We start from the raw sequence: 19,835 nt of genomic DNA, 5'->3' as shown, positions 1-19,835 counted from the left end.
CGGGCCTCGTTCAAGCGTTGTCTGTCGTCATCGGGGCCGGCCGGGACCCGCTCTGGGGGCGGGCCTCCGGCAGGGACCGTGCTCAGCAGGGGATCTCCGCGTCGTGACGCTCGTAGAACCACCACGTCACGACGACGCAGGTGACGTAGTACGCGACAAAGGCGTACAGGGCGGCGGTCGGACCGCCGGTCAGGGCGATGGACGTGCCGTACGCCTTGGGGATGAAGAAGGCACCGTAGGCCGCCAGCGCCGAGCTGAAGCCCAGCGTCGCCGCCGACTCCTTGTTGGCGTCCTTCACGGCCTGGGCCCGTGCGGCCTCGTCCTTGCCCTCGCTCCAGCGCCCGTGCTGGGTGTGGAAGATGATCGGGATCATCCGGAAGGTGGAGCCGTTGCCCACGCCGGTGGTCACGAACAGCACCATGAAGGCCAGGAAGAAGCCCCAGAAGTTGCCCGCGGTGCCCATCACCGGCAGGAAGTAGACCACCCCGAAGACCGCGGCGATCATCACCACGAAGTTCCACAGCGTGACCCGTGCACCGCCGATCTTGTCGGCCATCCAGCCACCCACGGGGCGGATGAGCGCACCCACCATCGGCCCGAGGAAGGCGTACTGCAGCGGGTCGACGTCGGGGAACTGGGTCTTGATGAGCATGGGGAAGCCGGCGGAGTAGCCGATGAAGCTGCCGAAGGTGGCGATGTAGAGCCAGCTCATCAGCCACTGGTGCTTGCGCCGGAAGATCACGGCCTGGTCACGGAACGAGGCCCGCGCCGAGGCCACGTCGTTCATCCCGAACCACGCGATCACGGTGAACAGCACGATGAACGGCACCCACACCAGCCCGGCGTTCTGCAGCCACAGCCGGCCGCCGTCCGCGAGGGTCTGGTAGGAACCGAACATGAACGACAGCGAGCCGGTGGTGATCACCGCCGGCACCACGAACTGCATCACCGACACGCCCAGGTTGCCGAGACCGGCGTTGAGGCCGAGGGCGGTGCCCTGCTGGCTCTTGGGGTAGAAAAAGCTGATGTTCGCCATGCTGGAGGCGAAGTTGCCGCCGCCGAAACCGCACAGCAGCGCAATCGCGGCAAACTCCCAGAAGGTGGTGCCCGGGTCCTGCACGGCCACGCCCATCCACAGCGCCGGCAACGCCAGCGAGGCCGTGGAGATCGCCGTCCAGCGGCGGCCGCCGAAGATCGGCACCATGAAGCTGTAGAAGATGCGCAGGGTCGCGCCGGAGAGCCCCGGCAGCGCCGTGAGCCAGAACAGCTCATTGGTGGTCAGGGTGAAGCCGATGTTGTTCAGCCGCGTCGCCACCGCGCTCCAGACCATCCACACGCAGAAGGCCAGCAGCAGGCAGGGGATGGAGATCCAGAGGTTACGTGTGGCGACGGCCTTGCCCTCGCGCTCCCAGAACTCGGCGTCCTCGGGGCGCCAGTCGGTGAGCACCCGGCCCTGGTGCCCGCCCTTGTTTGCCGTGTTATTGATGGCCATGGTCGATAACTCCCGATGGTTGCTTGCAGCGGCCGGGGCGCTCACCCCGGCCGCCGTGTTTTCTTTCAGGCGCGGGCCCCGGCGCCCGAGCCGCCGTGCTCGGGGGTGGAGGCCGACGCGGACTGACCGTGTCCGGCCTCACCCTGCTCCTGGATCTCCGGGAGGTAGCGGTAGCGCTCCTCGGAGAGCTCGGGAATGCGCCGGCGCTCCATGCGGCGGATCGCCACGTGCATCCAGATGAGCATCACCGCGACCAGCACGAACAGCACCATGTAGGAGCTGGTCCACACGCCGGTGAGGTCGAGCACGATCCCGAAGAGGATGGGCAGGAAGAAGCCGCCAAGACCGCCGATCATCCCCACCAGACCGCCGACGGAGCCGACGTGGTCGGGGTAGTAGACCGGGATGTGCTTGTAGACCGCGGCCTTGCCCAGGGACATGAAGAAGCCGAGCAGCACGGTGATCGTCACCACACCCCACAGCGGCATGGCCAGGCTGAACGCGATCGGGCCGTTCTTGCCCTCGACCACGTAGCGGGTCTCCGGATAGGCGAGCAGGAACAGGCACACCAGCGAGGCGATGAAGGTGAGGTACATCACCGTGCGCGCCCCCAGGCGGTCGGAGAGATAGCCGCCGAGGGCACGGAAGACGCTGGCGGGCAGCGAGTACAGCGCGGCGAGCGTGCCGGCGACGCCGATGCTGAGCCCGTAGGCGCCGACGTAGTAACGCGGCAGATAGGAGGCCAGGGCGACGAAGCCGCCGAAGACGAAGAAGTAGTACAGCGCGAAGCGCCACACCTGCACGTAACGCAGGGGCTCGAGCTGGGTGAGCGCGGAGGTGCCCCGGGCACCGGCCTTCCGCCGGGCCACGGTCATCGGGTCCTCCTTGGTGAGCACCCAGAACACAACCGCCATGATCGCCAGGATCACCGCGTAGACCTCCGCGGTGCGCTCCCAGCCGAGGGCGACCAGCAGGAACGGGGCACCGAAGTTGGTCACCGCCGCACCCACGTTACCCGCGCCGAAGATCCCCAGTGCCGTGCCCTGGCGCTCCTTCTCGAACCAGTAGGAGGTGTAGGCGATACCCACGATGAACGAGCCGCCGGCCAGGCCCACACCGAGGGCGGCGATCAGGAACATCCAGTAGGTGTGCACGTAGGAGAGCAGGAACACGCACACCGCGGTAACGAGCATGAGGATGCTGAACACCCGCCGGCCGCCGTACTGCTCGGTCCAGATACCGAGAAAGATCCGGCTGATGGAGCCGGTGAGCACCGGCGTCGCGATCAGGATACCGAACTCGGTCTCGTTGAGCCCGAGCTCCTGCTTGATCTTCACCCCGAGGACCGAAAAAATCGTCCACACCGCGAAGCACACGGTGAACGCGACGGTGCTCAGCGTCAGCGCCCGATACTGATCGGGCCTCGTTACGCCTTCCAGGTTCTTCATGGCAGCCTCCCTGACACGAGGGGAATGATTGACTGGGTGTCAGCGTGGGCTCGTGAAGGCGGGCGCCCCTTGATCCAGGTCAATCATGAATCTCCAATATTCCCGGAAAATCAGTTACATATATATTACTGGGTATCCCGGAATAGCATGCCAAGTCACTGTTACTTCAGGTGAAAAACCCTCTGGAATACCACTTTATGGGTAGAACGGATGAAGGGAGCGGTTCATTGGAGGTAGAGACGGACGGCTCGTGGCCCCTCGGGTCACTCTCCCGCCGCTCGCTGCTGGTGCGCGTGGGACTGGCGATGACGGCCATATCGACGCTGGCGATCGTGAGCATGCTCACCTCTATCATCATCGCGGAGACGGCCAAGGGTGACGCCGCGGCGATCAACATCGCGGGCACCCTGCGCATGCAGACCTACCGCCTGGCCGATGCCCTCCGCGCCGACGCCCCGGACGAACGCCTGCGCGAGTACGTCCGCGAGTTCCGCGAGACGCTGGAGGCGCCGGCGCTCACCGGTGTGATCCCGGACGAATCCACACACCCGCTGACCGAGACCTATCACCGCGTGCACCGGCGCTGGGACGACGAGCTCGCCCCGGAGGTGACCGGCGACGCCGCAGGCCGCCAGCGCTACCTGGCCCAGGCCCGGGGCTACGTGGGCCGCCTGGACAGCATGGTGCGGCTGCTCCAGCAGGAGGCGGAGAAGAAGATCCAGCTCCTGCGCCTGGCCCAGGGCCTGAGCCTGTTCGTCACCATCGCGCTGGTGTTCTTCAGCATGTACCGCATCCTCACCGACGTCGTACCGCCGCTGCGCGAGCTCGTCCGCGTGGTCGAGGCGGCGCGCCGGGGCGACCTCGGCGCGCGCACCAGCTATCGGGGCGACGACGAGATCGGCCTGATATCGCGCACGTTCAACCGTATGGCCGCCAACCTGCAGGCCATGTACGGCAACCTCGAGGAGCGCGTGCGCTACAAGACGGCACGCCTGGAGGAGAGCAACCGCGCGCTGCAGGTGCTCTACGACACCGCCCGGCGGCTGAGCCAGCACGCCGACCGGGACGCGGACTACGCCGATGTCCTCGCCCGCCTGGAAACCGCCCTCGGCGTGGGGCCACTGGCGCTGTGTCTCACCGGCGGGGGCGGCTCTCGCCGTATCGTCGCCGCCGACGGATCCGGGGCCGTCGATGCCCCGCCCTGCCCCGCGGCGGACGCACTACCGGCGCCGGGCGGCGCCTGCCTGGTGGGGGACGGCGTGCTCGCCGTGCCGCTGGCGGAGGGCGATGACCACCACGGCGCCCTGCTGGTGCGCCCCCCGGGCGGCAATGCCCTGCCCGACTGGCAGCTGCGCCTGTGCGAGACGGTGGCCGGCCACATCGCCACCGCCCTGGGTCGCCAGCGCCGCGAGGCCGACCGGCGCCGGCTCGCACTGATGGACGAACGGGCGGTGATCGCCCGGGAGCTCCACGACTCCCTCGCCCAGGCACTGTCGTACCTCAAGATCCAGACCGCCCGGCTGGAGGCCCAGCTCCGCGGCGACCCGGTGGACCGCCCGGCGGCGGCGGCGATCCTCGCCGAGATCCGCGAGGGCCTCAGCAGTGCCTACCAGCAGCTGCGCCAGCTGCTGAGCACCTTCCGCCTGCGCCTCGGCGAGGGCGGCCTGGAACAGGCCCTGACCGCCGCGGTCGACGAATTCGCCGACCGTGGCGGCATCGGCATCACCCTGGATCACCGGGTCTCCGACGGCATGCTCACCCCCAACGAGGAGCTGCACACCGTGCAGATCGTGCGTGAGGCCCTCGCCAACGTCGTCCAGCACGCCAACGCCCGCCACGCCCGCGTGCGGCTCTGCCCGGAGGGCGACCGGATCGTGGTCACCGTGACCGACGACGGTACCGGTATGCCCCCGGAGCCACACCGGAGGAACCACTACGGCACCACCATCATGCAGGAGCGCGCCCGCGGGCTCGGCGGGGAGATCACCTTCGGAAACGCCCCCGAAGGCGGTACCGTGGTACGACTTGCCTTTCAGCCCGCCCTGCGCCGCGGTGGGCCCGGACCGGGAGTGAACGAATGAACGACGAGCTCACGCGGGTACTCATCGTCGACGACCATCCGCTGTTCCGCCGGGGCGTGCGCCAGCTCCTGGAGATGGACCCCAGCCTGAAGTGCGTGGGCGAGGCGGCGGACGGCGAGACCGCCGTGCGTCTGGCCTGCGAGCACGAGCCGGACCTGGTCCTGCTGGACCTGCAGATGGAGGGCATGGACGGCCTCGCCACCCTGCGCGCGCTGCGTGAGCACGACCGCCATGCACGGGTGATCATGCTCACCGTCTCCGACAGCGAGGACGACGTCATGGCCGCCCTGCGCGACGGCGCGGACGGCTACCTGCTCAAGGATATGGAGCCGGAGGACATGCTCGAGCGCATCCGCGAGGCGGCCACCGGCAAGCTCGTGCTCAGCGACCGGCTCACCCGGCTGCTGGCCACCGCCATCACCGGCGGCCGCGACCACGACAGCGCGCGGCTCGCCGAGCTCACCTCCCGCGAGCGCGAGGTCCTCGGCGGCATCGCCCAGGGGCTCAGCAACAAGCTCATCGCCCGGCGGCTGGATGTCAGCGAGGGCACCGTGAAGGTCCACGTGAAGAACCTGCTGCGCAAGCTCGGGCTGAAATCCCGGGTCCAGGCCGCGGTATGGGCGGTGAATCAGGGGCTGCGCTAGACGGCCGGCGTGGGAGGCGGCGGGGACGTCGGGACGACCCGGGAGCGGGCCGCCCCGGCTCGGGGACGGTCAGTGGACGGTGGCCTGGCGCTCGCGGGTCTCCTTGAGCACCCCTACCACGTCCTGCTCCCAGCTTTTCGCCAGGGGGGACTGCGCGACGATGGCGGAGACCTCGTCGTCACTGACCGGTGAGCCGCCCTCGTCCTCCACGCTGACACGCATGCGCTGTTCGTCACGCAGCTCGTAGGCACGCTCGCCGCTCTCGGAGTCACCCACGCGCAGGGTGACCTCGTCGCTGTCCACCACGGCGCGCCAGTTGACCTGCGCCATCCAGCCCTGGGCGTTGGAATAGATGGATACGCCCGCAAGCTCATGGCGCTCGTCACGCTGGTCGCCGTCGAGGACATGGACACTGCTGGTCATGTGCTCGAACGGGGCGTCCTCCAGCATGCGCTTTAGCTGCTGCTTGGGGATCGAGTGGTCGCGATTCATCAGCGTCACCTGGGGTTGAGCGCATCGGGTTTGTTCAATGATATGCGTTCGCCACCCCCCTAACACAAGCCCGCCGGTGCGATCCGGGGACCGCACCGGCGGAGGGAGAATCACCGGCTTGCTGCCGGCGAGCGGCGGCTACTGCCGCGTGACGTAGTCGGAGTGCACCCAGCCGTTGCGGCCGCTGTTCTGCACCTGAACCTGCCACCATGCCCCCTCACGCTCGCCGGTCGGCACCACCGGCGTACCCTCGGCGAGGGTGGTGATCACCGGCGCCGAACCGTTCGGCCCGGAGCGCAGATTCAGCGCCGCCGCGGTGACATAGACGCCCTTGTCCTGGCGCTGGGAGCTGGGCTGGATCGCGCGCATCTGGCTGACCAGGTTGTTGTGGGCGTCGACGAAGGCGGCAATCACGATCTTGCCGATCTCCGTGTCCTGGTAGGAGCCGCCACCACCGGCCACGCCACTGGCCCAGCCGAAGCCGCCGAAGCTCACGTCCGTCTTCTTCGCCGTGCCGGTGGCCGCGGCCTCCTGCACGCCGGTACGGATATTGGTGAGCAGCAGCGTGGTCTGCGCCTCCAGGTTCTCGGTCTTCACGCCACCGGCGATAGCGCCCGCGACGCCGGGCAGCAGCGCACCGAGACCGCCGAAGCCGCCGCCGGAGTCCGGGTCCTTGAACGCCACGTTGGGCGTGAGGATGAAGTCCGCCGCGGCCATCTGGCCCTTGCCCATGTTGCTGCCGGACTGCAGCTCGCCGCTCTGGGCGAGCCGGCGCTCCTCGCGCAGCGCCTGCGAGGCCTGGCCCCGCTCGACCACCTTGAAGCAGCCGCTCTGGGCCATCATCACCCGGATCAGCGGCAGCGGACTCTGCAGGCCGGCGTCACGCAGGCCATTGTAGTTGCCCTCGTACAGCGCGGCGGTACCGATCGGCCGGCTGCAGCGAACGAGGTCCTTGGAGGCGTTCTGCGCCCCCGCCGCGCCCCCCGAACCCGTGACCGTCGACGACGCACCGCCGAGCACCGGGTTGGTGTTGCAGCCCGTCAGGGCCACCGCCATGGCGACCGCACCGGCCGCCGCCCAGAGTTGCTTACGCATTAGTCCCCTCTCCTTAAGTCATCCAACAGCAGGAAAATCCGATCCGCCGGCGCGCCGGCGGCACCGCTGCCGGGGAAAGACCGCCCCGGAAACATTTCTGATTGTGTAGCGCAAGGCTACACCGCACGGCTTGCGCCGTGCCAGACACACACCGGCAGCGGCGCCCCCTGCGACGCGGGACTATGCCCGGCGGCGCGGGTGCAGTATGCTTCGCAAAAATCGAACGTTGCCGGCAGAGCACGCGCGCGGATAGGCCCGAGAACCCATGTCCAATACCCCCAACCAGAAACGCCGCCGCGCCGAGCGCGCGCGCGACTTCCTCGAAGTGCTGATCGACCGTCATCCGAATGCCCTGAGCCGCGAGCGCGACCATGTGCGCCCGCTCGCCATCGGCATCCAGGAGGCGCTGCGGGCCGATCTCGACGCCGACGGGGAGCTCGACGAAACGCCCAACTGGCTGCTCAAGCAGGCCCTGGCGCGTTATACCCATTCGCCCGCCTACCTCGAGGCGATCATCGCCGGTCATCGTCGCGTCGGCCTCGACGGCGCCGATGCCGGTGCCGTCACCGAGGAGGCCGTGGCCCACGCGCGCACCCGGCGCGACGAGCAGAAGGCGCGTGCCGCCGAACGCCGTCGGCAGGCGCGCAAGTCCCGCAAGCGCGGGGACGGGCAGCAGAACGTGCAGGAGCGCAAGCTCCAGCGCCTCGCCGACAAGTTCAACAGCCGGTGAGCGCCGCTTGAAACGCGGCTCAGGCGCCCCGATAACCCGGGACAACCGGACAGCCGGCCCCCGCCGGCGCGCGTCCGCGCCAGTGACCCCATGCGTGACCAGCACCTCCAGGGAGGCCCCACGAACCTGCCATGACCGCGACCAGTAACTCCCCCCGCGCCGCCCGGCCGCAGATCGATCTCGACGGGCTGAGCATCGAAGAGCTCCAGGCGCTGCAACAGCGGGTCGACGCCGAGCTCGACGCCCGCTCTTTCGAAGAAAACCTCCGCCGCGAGCTCGATTCGCACATGCGCCGTCAGCAACGCACCGCTCCCTCCGGCGGCACGCCGCGCGGCGGATCACGCCGGGCGTGACGGGCACAGGCCCCGCCGGAAGGTGTTCCGGGCCGTTCAACAATCTGTTAATGCATAAACACATAAAGATTTATACTTTTTCGATCTAAACAGCGCCGGTCTATGCTGTCCGCCAGCTCGCCAAGAGGGATCCAGCGGAGGACGACAGCATGGCGCAAGGCCCCTTACTCGAGACTAACAGCCCGCTCAGCGCCGAGCAGGCCGAGCAGCTCAACGCGCTTATCGCCTCCCTGCGCGACGACCAGATGACCTGGCTGAGCGGCTACCTGGCAGGCCTGTCCACGGCCAGCCCCGCCGCCAATGCCGAGTCCGGCGCGCGCACCGCACCCGCGGGCGAGGCGCTGCCGGAGATCACCGTCCTCTATGGCAGCCAGACCGGCAACGCCGAGGGCATCGCCGAGCTCGCGGTCGAGCGCGCGGAGGCCCGCGGCTTCGCCGCCCGCCTCGCCGACATGGCGGACTTCGGCAAGAAGGACCTCAAGGCGGCCGCCAACCTCATGGTCGTCGTGAGCACCCACGGCGAAGGCGACCCGCCGGACACCGCCGAGGCCGTCCACGAGCTGGTAAACGGCCGCAAGGCACCCAAGCTCGCCGACGCCCGCTTCGCCGTGCTCGCCCTCGGCGACTCCAGCTACGAGAACTTCTGCCAGACCGGCCGGGACTTCGACACCCGCCTCGAGGCCCTCGGCGCCGAGCGCGTGCTCGAGCGCGTCGACTGCGACGTCGACTACGACGACGACGCCTCCGCCTGGGTCGACGCCGCCCTGGACCGCTTCGCCGAGCTCACCGGCGCAAGCGCGCCGGCGGCGAGCAACGTCATCCCCATGGCCGAGGCCCGCGGCGGCGGCACCGCGGCATGGAGCAAGAAGAACCCGTTTCCCGCGGAGATCCTGGACAGCGTCGTTCTCAACGGCCGCGGCTCGGACAAGGAGACCCGCCACATAGAGCTCTCGCTGGAAGGCTCCGGGCTGACCTTCGAGCCCGGCGACGCCATCGGCGTGGTGCCCCTGAACGATCCGCGGGTGGTGGACGAGCTGCTCGCCGCCACCGGCCTGGACGGCGATGCCGCCCTGGAGGGCGGCGAGACGCTGCGGGAGACCCTGCAGCGCGACTACGAGATCACCACCCTCACCCGCCCGTTCCTGGAACGCTGGGCGGAGATCGCCGGCGCTGACGGGCTCCGGCGCCTGCTGGGCGAGGACGCCCGCGACGAGCTGCGCGAGTGGATGGACGGGCGCCAGATCATCGACGTGGTCGAGGCCTTCCCCGCCGAGGGCGTGACCGCCGAGGCCTTCGTGGCGGCACTCCGGCGTCTGCCGCCGCGGCTGTATTCCATAGCCTCCAGCCAGCAGGCCGACGAGGACGAGGTGCACCTCACCGTCGCCGTGGTCCGCTACGAGACCCATGGCCGCGAGCGCGAGGGCGTGGCCTCCACCTATCTGGCCGACCGCCTGGAGCCGGGCCAGACCGTGGGTGTCTACGTCGACCGCAACAAGAACTTCAAGCTGCCCGCCGACCCCTCGGCGGCGACGATCATGATCGGTCCGGGTACCGGCGTCGCACCGTTCCGCGCCTTCCTCGCCGAGCGTGAGGAGACCGGTGCGGACGGCCGCAACTGGCTGTTCTTCGGCGACCGTCACTTCCAGACCGACTTCCTCTACCAGGCGGACTTCCTCGCCTGGCGGGACAAGGGCGTGCTCGAGCGCATCGACGTCGCCTTCTCCCGGGACCAGGGCGGGAAGGTCTACGTCCAGGACCGCCTGCGCGAGAGCGGCGCCGAGGTCTACGCCTGGCTCCAGGAGGGCGCCCACATCTACGTCTGCGGCGATGCCGACCGGATGGCAGGCGACGTTCACGCCGCGCTGACGGAGATCGTCCGCGAGCACGGCGGGCTCGACGAGCAGGGCGCCGCCGACTACCTTCGCACCCTGCAAAAGGACAAGCGTTACCAGCGGGACGTCTACTAGGACGGCTCCGGAGCGCACCGCCACAACGGCTCGGCCCGGCGGACGCACGAGCCGGCACGCGCCGCGGCGGTGCGGCTCCGGCGTCCACCGGAACGGCGTCATCACACTGCGGCCGCGCCGCCCCGCTCCACGGGAAAGGGCGCGCCGGCACGGCATCACGGCAACAGCCAACGGGCCCTGACCATGAACGACATCAGCCGACCGCTCGAAGAGCTCAGCCACAACGAGACGCTGAAGGCCGACAGCGACTACCTGCGCGGCAACCTGACCGCCGAGCTCGCCGACCCGGTGACCGGCGGCGTGACCGAGGACAGCCTGCAGCTGACCAAGTTCCACGGCATGTACCTGCAGGACGACCGCGCCCTGCGCAGCGAGCGCCGCCGTCAGAAGCTGGAGCCGCTGTACTCGTTCATGGTCCGCGTACGCCTGCCCGGCGGCGTGGTCACCCCGGCGCAGTGGCTGAAGATGGACGAGCTCGCGCGCACCTACGCCAATGGCACCCTGCGGCTGACGACGCGCCAGACGTTCCAGTTCCACGGCGTGCTCAAACGCGACATCAAGCAGCACATCCAGGGCATCGACGCCGCCGCGCTGGACTGCATCGCCGCCTGCGGCGACGTCAACCGCAACGTCATCGCCACCGCCAACCCGCGGCGCTCGGCGGTGCACCGGCGCACCTTCGAGCTCGCCCACGAGATCAGCGCCCACCTGCTGCCGCGCACCCGCGCCTACCACGAGATCTTCCTGGGCGAAGAGCGCGTCGCCGGCGGCCCCGAGGAGCAGGAGCCGCTCTACGGCCCACAGTACCTGCCCCGCAAGTTCAAGATCGCCCTCGCGGTGCCGCCGGAGAACGACGTGGACGTATTCGCCCACGACATCGGCTTCATCGCCATCCTGGACGACGACGGCACCCTCGTCGGCTATAACGTCACCATCGGCGGTGGCATGGGCATGACCCACGGCGAGACCGCGACCTTCCCCTGCGTGGGGGAGGTCATCGGCTTCTGCACCCCCGACCAGGTGGTCGAGGTCGCCGAGAAGATCATGCTCGTGCAGCGTGACCACGGCGACCGTGCCAACCGCAAGCACGCCCGGCTGAAGTACACCGTGGACGACCACGGCGCCGACTGGTTCCGCCGCGAGGTGGAGAAACGCCTGGGCCACGAGCTCGAACCGGCCCGGGCGTACCGCTTCGACGACAACACCGACCGCCTCGGCTGGTACCAGGGCGACGACGGCGACTGGCACTACGGGCTGTTCGTGCAGAACGGCCGGGTCGCCGACTTCGACGACGAGCGCCGGATCATGAGCGGCCTGCGCGCCATCGCCGGGGTCCACGAGGGCGACATCGCCATCACCACCAACCAGAACGTGGTGATCGCCGGCGTGGCCGAGGGCCAGCGCGAGCGCATCCAGTCGCTGATCGAGGAATACGGCCTGGAGCGCCACGCCTCGGCCCTGCGCGCCGCCTCCATGGCCTGCGTGGCCTTCCCTACCTGCGGGCTGGCCATGGCGGAGAGCGAGCGCTACCTGCCGACCTTCGTCGACAAACTCGAGACGCTGATGCGCGACGCCGGCCTGGATCCGGAGGCGGACCCGATCGTCACCCGCATGACCGGCTGCCCCAACGGCTGTGCCCGGCCCTACATCGCCGAGATCGGTTTCGTGGGTAAGGCGCTGGGCAAGTACAACCTCTACCTCGGCGGCAACCGCACCGGCTCGCGCCTCGCCAAGCTCTACCGCGAGAACATCGACGAGGCCACGATCCTCGAGACCCTGGGCGCGCTGCTCGGCGACTACGCCCGGGAGCGCGGGGACGGCGAGTGCTTCGGTGACTTCGTGGTGCGCACCGGCGTGGTCCCGGAAGTCACCGCGGGACGCCACTTCCACGATCCGCTGCCTGCCGTAGAATAGCCCCCTCGGGGCACGGCCCCCGGCCGCGCGCGCCCCAACGGCGCGCGCGGTGCCCGTGCCGGAGCGCCGGCAGCCATCACACCGGGAGGAACGCGTTGACCTGGGAAGCCTGGCTCACGATCGCCGTCGTGCTCGCCGTGATCATCGGCCTCGCGCGCAACGCCGCCTCCCCCACCACCCTGCTGTTCGGCGCCCTCGGCGTGCTCATGACCGCCACCGCGCTCACCGGCACCGACCAGCTGCTCGCCCCCGCCGAGGCCGTGGCCGGCTTCGGCAACCCGGGCCTGGTGACCGTGGGGCTGCTGTTCGTGGTGGTCGCCGGACTGGTGCGCACCGGGGCGCTCGCGATCATCAGCGAGCCCATCGTGGGCAGGCCGCGGCGGCTGCTAAGCGCCCAGCTGCGGCTGCTGCCGCCGGTCTCCGGGCTGTCGGCATTCCTCAACAACACCCCGGTGGTCGCGATGTTCCTGCCGGTGGTGAGCGACCTCGCCAAACGTACGCGTCTGCCCGCCTCGCGGCTGTTCCTGCCACTGTCCTACGCCTCGATATTCGGCGGCATGTGCACCCTGATCGGGACCAGCACCAACCTGGTGGTCGCCGGACTGATCCAGGGCGAGCCGGCGGTGGCCCCGGTCGCGCTGTTCGACCTCGCCTGGGTAGGCGTGCCCGTGGCCCTGCTGGGGCTGGTCTACATCCTGGTCGCGAGCCCCCGGCTGCTGCCGGACAACCGCGCCGCGCTGGACATCGACGCAGACCCCCGGCGCTACACCGCGGAGGTGGTGGTCGACCCGGACGGGCCGCTGGTGGGACGCAGTATCGAGCAGGCGGGCCTGCGCCACCTGCCCGGCCTGTTCCTCGCGGAGATCGAGCGCGACGGCCAGGTCCTGCCCGCGGTTGCCCCCAGCGAGCGGCTCCAGGCCGGCGACCGGCTGGTCTTCGCCGGGGTGGTGGAATCGGTGGTGGACCTCCAGCGCATGCGCGGCCTCCAGCCCGCCACCGACCAGGTGCACAAGCTTCAGGGCCGGCGCGACCAGCGCTGCATGGTCGAGGCGGTGGTCTCCAACGAGTGTCCGCTGGTGGGCAGCAGCATCCGCGCCGGGCGCTTCCGCAGCGAATACAACGCCGCCGTAGTGGCGGTGGCCCGTGGTGGCCGGCGCCTGTCCGGCAAGATCGGCGACATCGTGCTGCAGGCCGGCGACACGCTGCTGCTGGAGACCCACCCGAGCTTTCTCCAGCGCCAGCGCAACGGCCGCGACTTCTTTCTGGTCAGCCAGGTGGAGGATTCCGCACCCCGCCGCCACGACAAGGCCTGGATCGCGCTCGGGCTGCTCGCCGCCATGGTCGCCGCGGCCGCCAGCGGCGTGCTCACGATGCTCAACGCCGCCCTGCTCGCCGCCGGCGGCATGGTCCTCACCGGCTGCACCAGCAGCGCCGAGGCCCGGCGGCACGTGGACTGGTCCGTCCTGCTGGTGATCGGTGCGGCACTGGGCGTGGGCCAGGCGATGGCCAACAGCGGCGCCGCCACCACTCTCGCCGACGCGCTGGTGAGCGCGGCCGGGGGACGGCCCTGGCTGGTGCTGCTCGCGGTGTTCGCGGTCACCTCGCTGTTCACGGAGATGATCACCAACAACGCCGCCGCGGTGCTGGTCTTCCCGGTGGCGCTGTCGGCGGCGCAGGGCCTGGGGGTGAACCCCACACCGTTCATGATCTGCCTGATGATCGCCGCCTCGGCGAGCTTCTCCTCGCCACTGGGCTACCAGACCAACCTGATGGTCTTCGGCCCCGGCGGCTACCGCTTCGCGGACTACCTCCGCTTCGGCCTGCCGCTCAACCTCCTCACCATGGCGGTGGCGGTGACGATCGCACCGCTGGTCTGGCCGTTCTAGCGGCCGCGGAGCGGGCGCCCGCGGCCGACGCGATCCCGGGTCAGCCCACCACCATCGGCCCCATGGGACGACCGCCCATGAGATGGACGTGCAGGTGATAGACTTCCTGGCCACCGTGCTCACGGCAGTTGACCAGCAGCCGGTAACCGGACTCCGCGATCCCCTCGCGGCGGGCGAGATCGCGCGCCACCACCACCATGTGCCCGATCAGCGCCTCGTCCTCGTCGGCGATGTCGTCCACCGTCTCGATGACCTTGTTCGGCACGATGAGGATGTGTGTCGGCGCCTTGGGCGCGATGTCACGGAAGGCGGTGACCCGATCGTCCTGGTAGACGATGTCCGCGTCCATCTCGCCGTCGACGATCTGCTTGAAGATATTCGCCATGGATCGACTCCTGTCGTTTGCCGGGCCGCCATTCTACATCGCCCCCGGCCCGGCGTAGGTGCTCAGGCGGCGCGCGGGGCGAACATGATGATTGCCATCCCGGTCAGTGCCACCGCGGAACCGAGCAGATCCCACGCGGTCGGCCGAATCCCGTCCACAGCCCACAGCCAGACCACGGCGGTGGCGACGTAGACCCCGCCGTAGGCCGCGTAGACCCGCCCTGCCGCGGTGGGGTGGAGAGAAAGCAGCCAGACGAACAGCGCGAGGCTCGCGGCCGCCGGCAGCAGGAGCCACGGGCTGCGTCCCTCGTTGAGCCAGAGATACGGCAGGTAACAGCCGGCGATCTCCGCCAGCGCCGTCACCACGAAAAGCGCCAGGGTATTCACCTCGGCGGCCTCACTCCGGCAGCGACACCGGGCGGATGCCGCGCAGGGTCTCGCCGGTGAGCCGGCGCGCGGCGGCGATGAAGCCGCTCAGGTACGGCAGCGTGGCCTCCTCCTCGCGCACCGCGGCATAGAGCGTGCTCCACAGCCCGCCGGGCCCGAGCCGGCAGACCTGGATCTGGCCCCGGGCGAGGTGCTCCTCCAGCGCCCAGCTCGGCATCGCGGTCACGCCGCGGCGGCTCGCCACGAGCTGGACGATCATCACCGAGAGCTCGGAGGTACGCACCGCCGCGGGCGCCACACCGGCCGGGTCCAGGAAACGGCTGAACACGTCCAGCCGCGACCGGCACACCGGGTAGGTGATCAGGGTCTGGTCCGCCAGGTCCTCGGGCTCGATGTGGTCCTGGGCGGCGAGCGTGGAGCCCGCGGGCACGGCCAGCTGGACCTCGTGGCGGAACAGCGGCGAGTAGTGAATGCCGGTGAGCGCCGGGTCCGGGTCGGAGGTGATAACCATGTCGATATCGCCGCGCACCAACGCCGGCAGCGGGTGGAAATTGAACCCCATGGACAGGTCCATCTCCACCTCCGGCCAGCGCTCGCGGTAGCGTTCCATCGTGGGCAGCAGCCACTGATAGCAGCTGTGGCACTCGATCGCGAGGTGAAGCCGCCCGCCCTGGCCCGCGGCCAGGTTGTTGAGCCGCTGCTCGACGGTCTCCACCTCCGGGAGCACGCGGTCGGCGAGCTCCAGCAGCATCTGCCCTGCCGGGGCGAGGCGCAGCGGCCGCGAGCGGCGGAAGAACAGCTCCGCGCCGACGCGGGACTCAAGCCCCTTGATCTGGTGAGAGAGCGCGCTCTGGGTGAGATTCAGCCGCTCCGCCGCGGCGACCAGGCTGCCCGTCTCGCAGATCGTCTTCAGGCTGCGCAGATGCCGCAGCTCCAGCCAACCGCCCATCATTCCTCCGCTATCGCGTCACGCGGGCCCGTGTCCCGCCGGTGAGTTCGGGCAGCGCCGAGGGCGCCACGGGGAAGACCGCGAACGGCGAGCCCGCCGCGGCCCAGACACGCTCGAAGCGCCACAGCGCGTCGTCCAGCCAGCAGCGCAGCCTTTCCGGATGGCCTACCGGGGGGACACCGCCGATGGCGAAGCCGGTATGCTCGCGCACGAACGCGGCATCCGCGCGGCCGATGCCCTCGCCGGCGAGCTCGGCCAGCAGCACCTCGTCCACGCGCCGGTCGCCGCTGGCGATGACCAGCAGCGCATCACCGCTGTCGACACCGCGGAAAACCAGGCTCTTCGCGATCTGGCCGACGTCCACGCCCAGCGCCGCGGCGGCCTCGGCCGCGGTGCGGGTGGACTCGTCCACCGACTCGATGGTGACCTCGCGGCCACGCTCGGCGAGCGCCCGCGCCACCCGTTCAGGTCCCTTCGCCATTCTCGTCCTCCGTGTCCAGCGGCAGGGTCAGTATGCGCTGCGGCCCCGCCGGTCCGCCGTGATAGAGCGCCCCCGTGTCGCGGAAACCGAAACGCCGGTACGCCGCCTCGGCCTTGTCGTTGCGCAGGTTCACCGTCAGGCTCAGCCACCGATAGCGCCGGGCCGCGATCGCGACGATCCCGCGCAGCGCCCGGGTCGCCACACCCCGCCCCTGATGACGGCGGTCGATGCGCAGCCCCTCCAGCCAGGCCTCGTCGCCGCGCCGTCCGGGATAGTCCACACCCTGTACCGGCGGCACCAGCGCCATCAGCCCCACCGGCCGGCCGCCGGCCTCGATGCCGTACAGCGCCTCGGCATAACCCTCGCGGAAGTGGCGCCGCATCAGCGTCGGCGCGTCGCTCACGAATGCCCCCTGGCCCTCGCCCACCGCGACGCCCTCGTAGCCGTGGGCATTCTCCGGGGTCAGCCGGACCAGCCGCACCGCCGGCCGCGAGGCGGCGCGCCGGGCACGGAAGAAGCGCTGCAGCCGCTCGCCGCAGGCATCGGCCATCACCCCGCCGTCGACCTGCAGGCGATGATTGTGACTGGCGTGCCCGTGCAGCGCCAGCGCGCCGCCGCAGGCGCCGGTCTTCGGGTCCGCGGCGCCGAAGACCACGCGGCGCACCCGCGCGTGGACCAGCGCCCCCACGCACATGGGGCAGGGCTCCAGGGTCACGTAGAGCGTGGCGTCGGGCAGGCGGTAGGCGGCACGCCGACGGGCGGCGTCGCGCACCGCCACGATCTCCGCGTGGGCCGTGGGGTCGTGGTCGGCGATGGGCCGGTTCCAGCCCTCGCCGATCACGCTCCCGTCGCCGGCGACCACCACCGCCCCCACGGGCACCTCGCCCGCCTCGGCGGCACGCCCGGCAAGGGCCAGGGCGCGGGCCATGAAGCCCTCGTCCGCCGCGGCGCCGGCCTCGGATGACGCGTCGTCGTTCACGGCACCGCGGGGACGGCCCGGCCGCCGACGGACATCACACCCCGCCCGGTCGTCAGCTGGTCACCCAACCCGGCATGGTCAAGGGGTTTCACGGTGATCGACCCGGGATTCATAACGTCGCTTTGCCATCAACGGCACACATCTTCTGCTGGCGTGGGAGAGGGAGCGCTTCGCGGGGAGACGACTCTGCTCGACACCGTCATCAATCGGCCTCAAGGATACAGGAAGCCGGCGGGCGTTGTCCGCCGCCCCGCCCCCGTCGCGCCCGGTAGCAATCCCGTTCAATACACCGGCCGCGCGGCGTTCCAGCCTGGCCGGCACGAGATCAAGACACCGAGGACATCCCCCATGACCGTGACCCTGTCGCTGTCCATGGCCGCCTTCGCACTGGCGGCCTCCCTTTCCCCCGGCCCGGTGAACCTGGTGGCGCTGAGCGCCGGGACACGGCATGGATTCCGGGCTAGCCTGCGCCATGTCACCGGCGCGACGGTCGGCTTCACCCTGCTGCTGGTGCTGATCGGTCTGGGCCTTCACCGGCTGATGGTCCGCTGGCCGGGCATTATCGAGGGGGTACGCTGGGCCGGCGTGGCCTTCCTGCTCTACCTGGCCTGTCGCCTTGCGGCGGACGACGGCCGCCTGGAGACGGCCGCCCCCGCGGCGGCGCCGTCATGGCTGGTGGGCGCGACCATGCAGTGGCTCAACCCCAAGGCCTGGCTGGCCTCGATGGCTGGCATGGGGGCCTATGCGGCGGGCGGTGACCTCGGCCTGGTGGCGTGGTTCGCGACCCTGTTCTTCGTGATCTGCTACCTGTCGATCGGCTGCTGGGCCTATGCCGGTGCCCACCTGAGGCGGTTCCTGGACCGTCCGGCGAGGGTGCGCCTGTTCAATCGCGGCATAGCGGTGCTGCTGGCGGCGAGTGCGCTCTATCTGCTGCTGTGACCCGCGGCATACTGTCCCGGCGTGGCCGCCTGCAGACGCTTGAAGGTGCGCTGGAAGTGTGCCTGATCGGCGAAGCCGCAGTCCGCGGCGACCTCGGCGATGGGACGGCCACGGCGCACCTGGCGACGAGCGAACCGAACGCGCCGGTCGGTGAGGAAGGCGTGGGGCGTCAGCCCGAAGTGGGCCTTGAAGCATCGCACCAGGTGGGAGCGGGACAGGCCGGCGACACGGCAGATGTCGTCCAGCCCGATGGCCTCCGTACAGTGGGTGTCGATGTAGTCCGCCGCGCGACGCAGACCGAGGGGGTCGTTACCGGATGGTGGCATCCTCGGTGTGAGGCAGCGCTGCATCTCCACGACCAGCGCGGTGGCCTCGGTTTCCCTGGCCAGGCGACCGGCATCCGGATCGAAGAGGGTGTCGCAGAGGGTCGTCAGGCGCCGATACAGGGCCGGGTGGCGACTCGAGCGGGCAGTGTATAGCTGTACGTCGAGGTGGCCGGGCGCACCGAGTTCCCGCTGCAGTGCGCCGAGCCAGGCGGTGTCCAGGTAGAGCATGTCGTACGACCAGGGGCGCTCGTCGATGGGATTGCAGGCATGCACCGCTTCGGGATTCATGACCACCACGGTACCGGGGGCGACCGTTTCGGCATGGCCCTGGTTCCAGTACGTGCTGTTGCCGCCAGTAACCGCGCCGATGGAGAAGCTCTCGTGGCTGTGCCTGGCGTAGCAGACACGCCGGCCGTCCGTGACCCGACGGGCCTCGAGGAAGGGCAGCGCCGGATCACGCCAGAAGCGCGGATGGTCGTGACGAAGGCTCATGGGGCCCTCCCGGATCGATGGACTACAGCCTATGCGGTGTCGCCGGGAATGGCGAGCCCACACCGTGGACCAGGCGGCCGACAATTCCGATCTGGAGTCTATCGAGAAACATCAGGTGTAGGGCTTTCTGCCCTGCTGATACCATACCGCTCTTGAAGATGATCCCGGAACTGCTGGCAAGGAGCCGAGTTGGACACTGACAATCGCCCCTTGAGCGCACTGGAGCGATACCACGCCCGTTCGATTCATCTGCGCCTGATCCTCTTCAAGTGGCTTGCCCTGTTCTTCGGGGTTGTCCTTACGCTTCTCGGTCTCATGCTGCCTGTGGCATTTGCTTTCGACAGGCAGAGCGTTCCCCTTCCACTGCTCCTCCTCCTCGTCCTGCTGGACCTCGTTATCATAGCGCTGGGCCTTTTCATTACCGCCCATGGGCTGTGGCGGGATACAAAGCTGAGGGAAACAGCGACCCAGCTGCATGGCAAGCTGACCGAGAAGAAGCATACGGTGGTCAACCCCAATACCGGCAGCCGCACCACCCATCGCCTGTACTTTATCGACGATATTCAGATCTCCTGGCCGTCGGGATCCGAGACTGTCTACCTCCCGCTGGTCGGCCGTGACATCGAACTGACGGTCGCAATGATCGATGTGAAAAGCCGGAACAGGCTCAAGGCGTTACGCCAGCGCGTGGGTATCGACAAGCTCGCCGGGCCCGGGAAACACCCTTCGGGGATCGCGGTCGTACTCAACTACCGGCAGGCAGTCAATATCCACGGGGTGCTCGATAAATATGGAC

Annotated in this window: 19 protein-coding genes and 1 pseudogene; 9 read left to right on the top strand and 11 right to left on the bottom strand. The window is 69.6% G+C overall.

The genetic code is table 11. The annotated features are described in order from the left end of the window. Nucleotides 1–82: 82 nt before the first annotated feature. Both G7A99_RS00845 and G7A99_RS00840 read right to left on the bottom strand, forming a co-directional pair. The gene (locus G7A99_RS00845; protein ID WP_163138648.1) at nt 83–1,492 is read right to left on the bottom strand and encodes a NarK family nitrate/nitrite MFS transporter; all 1,410 of its coding nucleotides are present in this window, start codon (nt 1,490–1,492) and stop codon (nt 83–85) included. A gap of 65 nt (nt 1,493–1,557) precedes the next feature. Next, on the bottom strand, nt 1,558–2,940 hold the full coding sequence (locus tag G7A99_RS00840; RefSeq protein ID WP_018718194.1) for a nitrate/nitrite transporter: 1,383 nt from the start codon (nt 2,938–2,940) through the stop codon (nt 1,558–1,560). Between the two features lie 227 nt (nt 2,941–3,167). Between G7A99_RS00840 and G7A99_RS00835 the strand changes: the two genes are divergently transcribed. After that, entirely contained in the window at nt 3,168–5,021 is a 1,854-nt protein-coding gene (locus G7A99_RS00835) for a type IV pili methyl-accepting chemotaxis transducer N-terminal domain-containing protein (RefSeq protein WP_018718195.1), read from the top strand. After that, nucleotides 5,018–5,665: a two-component system response regulator NarL gene (narL, locus tag G7A99_RS00830; RefSeq protein ID WP_018718196.1), complete on the top strand. Its 648-nt coding sequence runs from the start codon at nt 5,018–5,020 to the stop codon at nt 5,663–5,665. Before G7A99_RS00835 ends, narL begins: the two co-directional genes overlap by 4 nt. Before the next feature lie 69 nt (nt 5,666–5,734). Here the strand turns inward: narL and G7A99_RS00825 are convergent, their stop codons facing one another. Beyond that, nucleotides 5,735–6,157, bottom strand: coding sequence for a hypothetical protein (locus G7A99_RS00825; RefSeq protein ID WP_018718197.1), 423 nt, complete (start codon nt 6,155–6,157; stop codon nt 5,735–5,737). 138 nt (nt 6,158–6,295) lie between these two features. Next, nucleotides 6,296–7,252, bottom strand: a complete 957-nt coding sequence (locus G7A99_RS00820; RefSeq protein ID WP_163138647.1) for an SH3 domain-containing protein — start codon at nt 7,250–7,252, stop codon at nt 6,296–6,298. Nucleotides 7,253–7,517: 265 nt separating this feature from the next. Here G7A99_RS00820 and G7A99_RS00815 point away from each other — a divergent pair, with 265 nt between their 5' ends. From G7A99_RS00815 to G7A99_RS00795, 5 genes are all read left to right on the top strand, one after another. Further along, complete coding sequence (locus G7A99_RS00815; protein ID WP_163138646.1) at nt 7,518–7,982, top strand: ProQ/FINO family protein; 465 nt, start codon at nt 7,518–7,520, stop codon at nt 7,980–7,982. Nucleotides 7,983–8,113: 131 nt separating this feature from the next. Next, the gene (locus tag G7A99_RS00810) at nt 8,114–8,335 is read left to right on the top strand and encodes a hypothetical protein (protein ID WP_163138645.1); all 222 of its coding nucleotides are present in this window, start codon (nt 8,114–8,116) and stop codon (nt 8,333–8,335) included. Between the two features lie 149 nt (nt 8,336–8,484). Then, nucleotides 8,485–10,302, top strand: coding sequence for an assimilatory sulfite reductase (NADPH) flavoprotein subunit (locus tag G7A99_RS00805; RefSeq protein WP_163138644.1), 1,818 nt, complete (start codon nt 8,485–8,487; stop codon nt 10,300–10,302). Nucleotides 10,303–10,485: 183 nt separating this feature from the next. After that, the gene (gene cysI / locus G7A99_RS00800; RefSeq protein WP_163138643.1) at nt 10,486–12,216 is read left to right on the top strand and encodes an assimilatory sulfite reductase (NADPH) hemoprotein subunit; all 1,731 of its coding nucleotides are present in this window, start codon (nt 10,486–10,488) and stop codon (nt 12,214–12,216) included. 95 nt (nt 12,217–12,311) lie between these two features. Then, on the top strand, nt 12,312–14,102 hold the full coding sequence (locus G7A99_RS00795; RefSeq protein WP_163138642.1) for an SLC13 family permease: 1,791 nt from the start codon (nt 12,312–12,314) through the stop codon (nt 14,100–14,102). A 40-nt stretch (nt 14,103–14,142) separates the two neighbouring features. On the opposite strand, the gene G7A99_RS00790 is transcribed toward G7A99_RS00795, so the two are convergent. From G7A99_RS00790 to tadA, 6 genes and pseudogenes are all read right to left on the bottom strand, one after another. Next, nucleotides 14,143–14,487 (bottom strand): histidine triad nucleotide-binding protein, encoded by a 345-nt coding sequence (locus tag G7A99_RS00790; RefSeq protein WP_018718204.1) that lies wholly within the window; start codon nt 14,485–14,487, stop codon nt 14,143–14,145. Between the two features lie 62 nt (nt 14,488–14,549). Then, the gene (locus tag G7A99_RS00785) at nt 14,550–14,873 is read right to left on the bottom strand and encodes a YnfA family protein (RefSeq protein WP_018718205.1); all 324 of its coding nucleotides are present in this window, start codon (nt 14,871–14,873) and stop codon (nt 14,550–14,552) included. 10 nt (nt 14,874–14,883) lie between these two features. Further along, nucleotides 14,884–15,822, bottom strand: coding sequence for a LysR family transcriptional regulator (locus G7A99_RS00780; protein ID WP_018718206.1), 939 nt, complete (start codon nt 15,820–15,822; stop codon nt 14,884–14,886). 10 nt (nt 15,823–15,832) lie between these two features. After that, entirely contained in the window at nt 15,833–16,303 is a 471-nt protein-coding gene (locus G7A99_RS00775; RefSeq protein WP_018718207.1) for a YbaK/EbsC family protein, read from the bottom strand. Continuing rightward, nucleotides 16,287–16,685, bottom strand: coding sequence for an N-acetyltransferase (locus G7A99_RS25040; protein WP_240466047.1), 399 nt, complete (start codon nt 16,683–16,685; stop codon nt 16,287–16,289). The genes G7A99_RS00775 and G7A99_RS25040 overlap by 17 nt, the downstream gene beginning before the upstream one ends. A 105-nt stretch (nt 16,686–16,790) precedes the next feature. Next, nucleotides 16,791–17,282 (bottom strand): annotated as a pseudogene (gene tadA, locus G7A99_RS25035) (tRNA adenosine(34) deaminase TadA); the annotation flags it as partial. A 348-nt stretch (nt 17,283–17,630) separates the two neighbouring features. Between tadA and G7A99_RS00765 the strand changes: the two are divergent. Continuing rightward, nucleotides 17,631–18,221 carry a LysE family translocator gene (locus G7A99_RS00765; RefSeq protein WP_205599687.1) on the top strand — a complete coding sequence of 197 codons (591 nt, stop codon included), beginning with the start codon at nt 17,631–17,633 and terminating at the stop codon, nt 18,219–18,221. Here G7A99_RS00765 and G7A99_RS00760 read toward each other — a convergent pair. Further along, nucleotides 18,206–19,039, bottom strand: a complete 834-nt coding sequence (locus G7A99_RS00760) for an AraC family transcriptional regulator (protein WP_163138640.1) — start codon at nt 19,037–19,039, stop codon at nt 18,206–18,208. The two genes, G7A99_RS00765 and G7A99_RS00760, sit on opposite strands and share 16 nt — an antisense overlap. 189 nt (nt 19,040–19,228) lie before the next feature. Here G7A99_RS00760 and G7A99_RS00755 point away from each other — a divergent pair. Beyond that, a partial coding sequence (locus tag G7A99_RS00755; RefSeq protein ID WP_163138639.1) for a hypothetical protein occupies nt 19,229–19,835 on the top strand: 607 nt, incomplete at its 3' end.

This window comes from Arhodomonas sp. KWT, from assembly GCF_010993615.1.
Note: the sequence above shows the minus strand (reverse complement) of the source record. Positions and strands in the feature narration are given on the sequence as shown.

Excerpts from the sequence above, each read along its gene's own strand:
- G7A99_RS00845 (WP_163138648.1), bottom strand. The coding sequence starts at position 1,492 with ATGGCCATCAATAACACGGCAAACAAGGGCGGGCACCAGGGCCGGGTG.
- G7A99_RS00840 (WP_018718194.1), bottom strand. The coding sequence starts at position 2,940 with ATGAAGAACCTGGAAGGCGTAACGAGGCCCGATCAGTATCGGGCGCTG.
- narL (WP_018718196.1), top strand. The coding sequence starts at position 5,018 with ATGAACGACGAGCTCACGCGGGTACTCATCGTCGACGACCATCCGCTG.
- G7A99_RS00825 (WP_018718197.1), bottom strand. The coding sequence starts at position 6,157 with ATGAATCGCGACCACTCGATCCCCAAGCAGCAGCTAAAGCGCATGCTG.
- G7A99_RS00820 (WP_163138647.1), bottom strand. The coding sequence starts at position 7,252 with ATGCGTAAGCAACTCTGGGCGGCGGCCGGTGCGGTCGCCATGGCGGTG.
- G7A99_RS00815 (WP_163138646.1), top strand. The coding sequence starts at position 7,518 with ATGTCCAATACCCCCAACCAGAAACGCCGCCGCGCCGAGCGCGCGCGC.
- G7A99_RS00810 (WP_163138645.1), top strand. The coding sequence starts at position 8,114 with ATGACCGCGACCAGTAACTCCCCCCGCGCCGCCCGGCCGCAGATCGAT.
- G7A99_RS00805 (WP_163138644.1), top strand. The coding sequence starts at position 8,485 with ATGGCGCAAGGCCCCTTACTCGAGACTAACAGCCCGCTCAGCGCCGAG.
- cysI (WP_163138643.1), top strand. The coding sequence starts at position 10,486 with ATGAACGACATCAGCCGACCGCTCGAAGAGCTCAGCCACAACGAGACG.
- G7A99_RS00790 (WP_018718204.1), bottom strand. The coding sequence starts at position 14,487 with ATGGCGAATATCTTCAAGCAGATCGTCGACGGCGAGATGGACGCGGAC.
- G7A99_RS00780 (WP_018718206.1), bottom strand. The coding sequence starts at position 15,822 with ATGGGCGGTTGGCTGGAGCTGCGGCATCTGCGCAGCCTGAAGACGATC.
- G7A99_RS00775 (WP_018718207.1), bottom strand. The coding sequence starts at position 16,303 with ATGGCGAAGGGACCTGAACGGGTGGCGCGGGCGCTCGCCGAGCGTGGC.
- G7A99_RS25040 (WP_240466047.1), bottom strand. The coding sequence starts at position 16,685 with ATGCGGCGCCACTTCCGCGAGGGTTATGCCGAGGCGCTGTACGGCATC.
- G7A99_RS00765 (WP_205599687.1), top strand. The coding sequence starts at position 17,631 with ATGACCGTGACCCTGTCGCTGTCCATGGCCGCCTTCGCACTGGCGGCC.
- G7A99_RS00760 (WP_163138640.1), bottom strand. The coding sequence starts at position 19,039 with ATGAGCCTTCGTCACGACCATCCGCGCTTCTGGCGTGATCCGGCGCTG.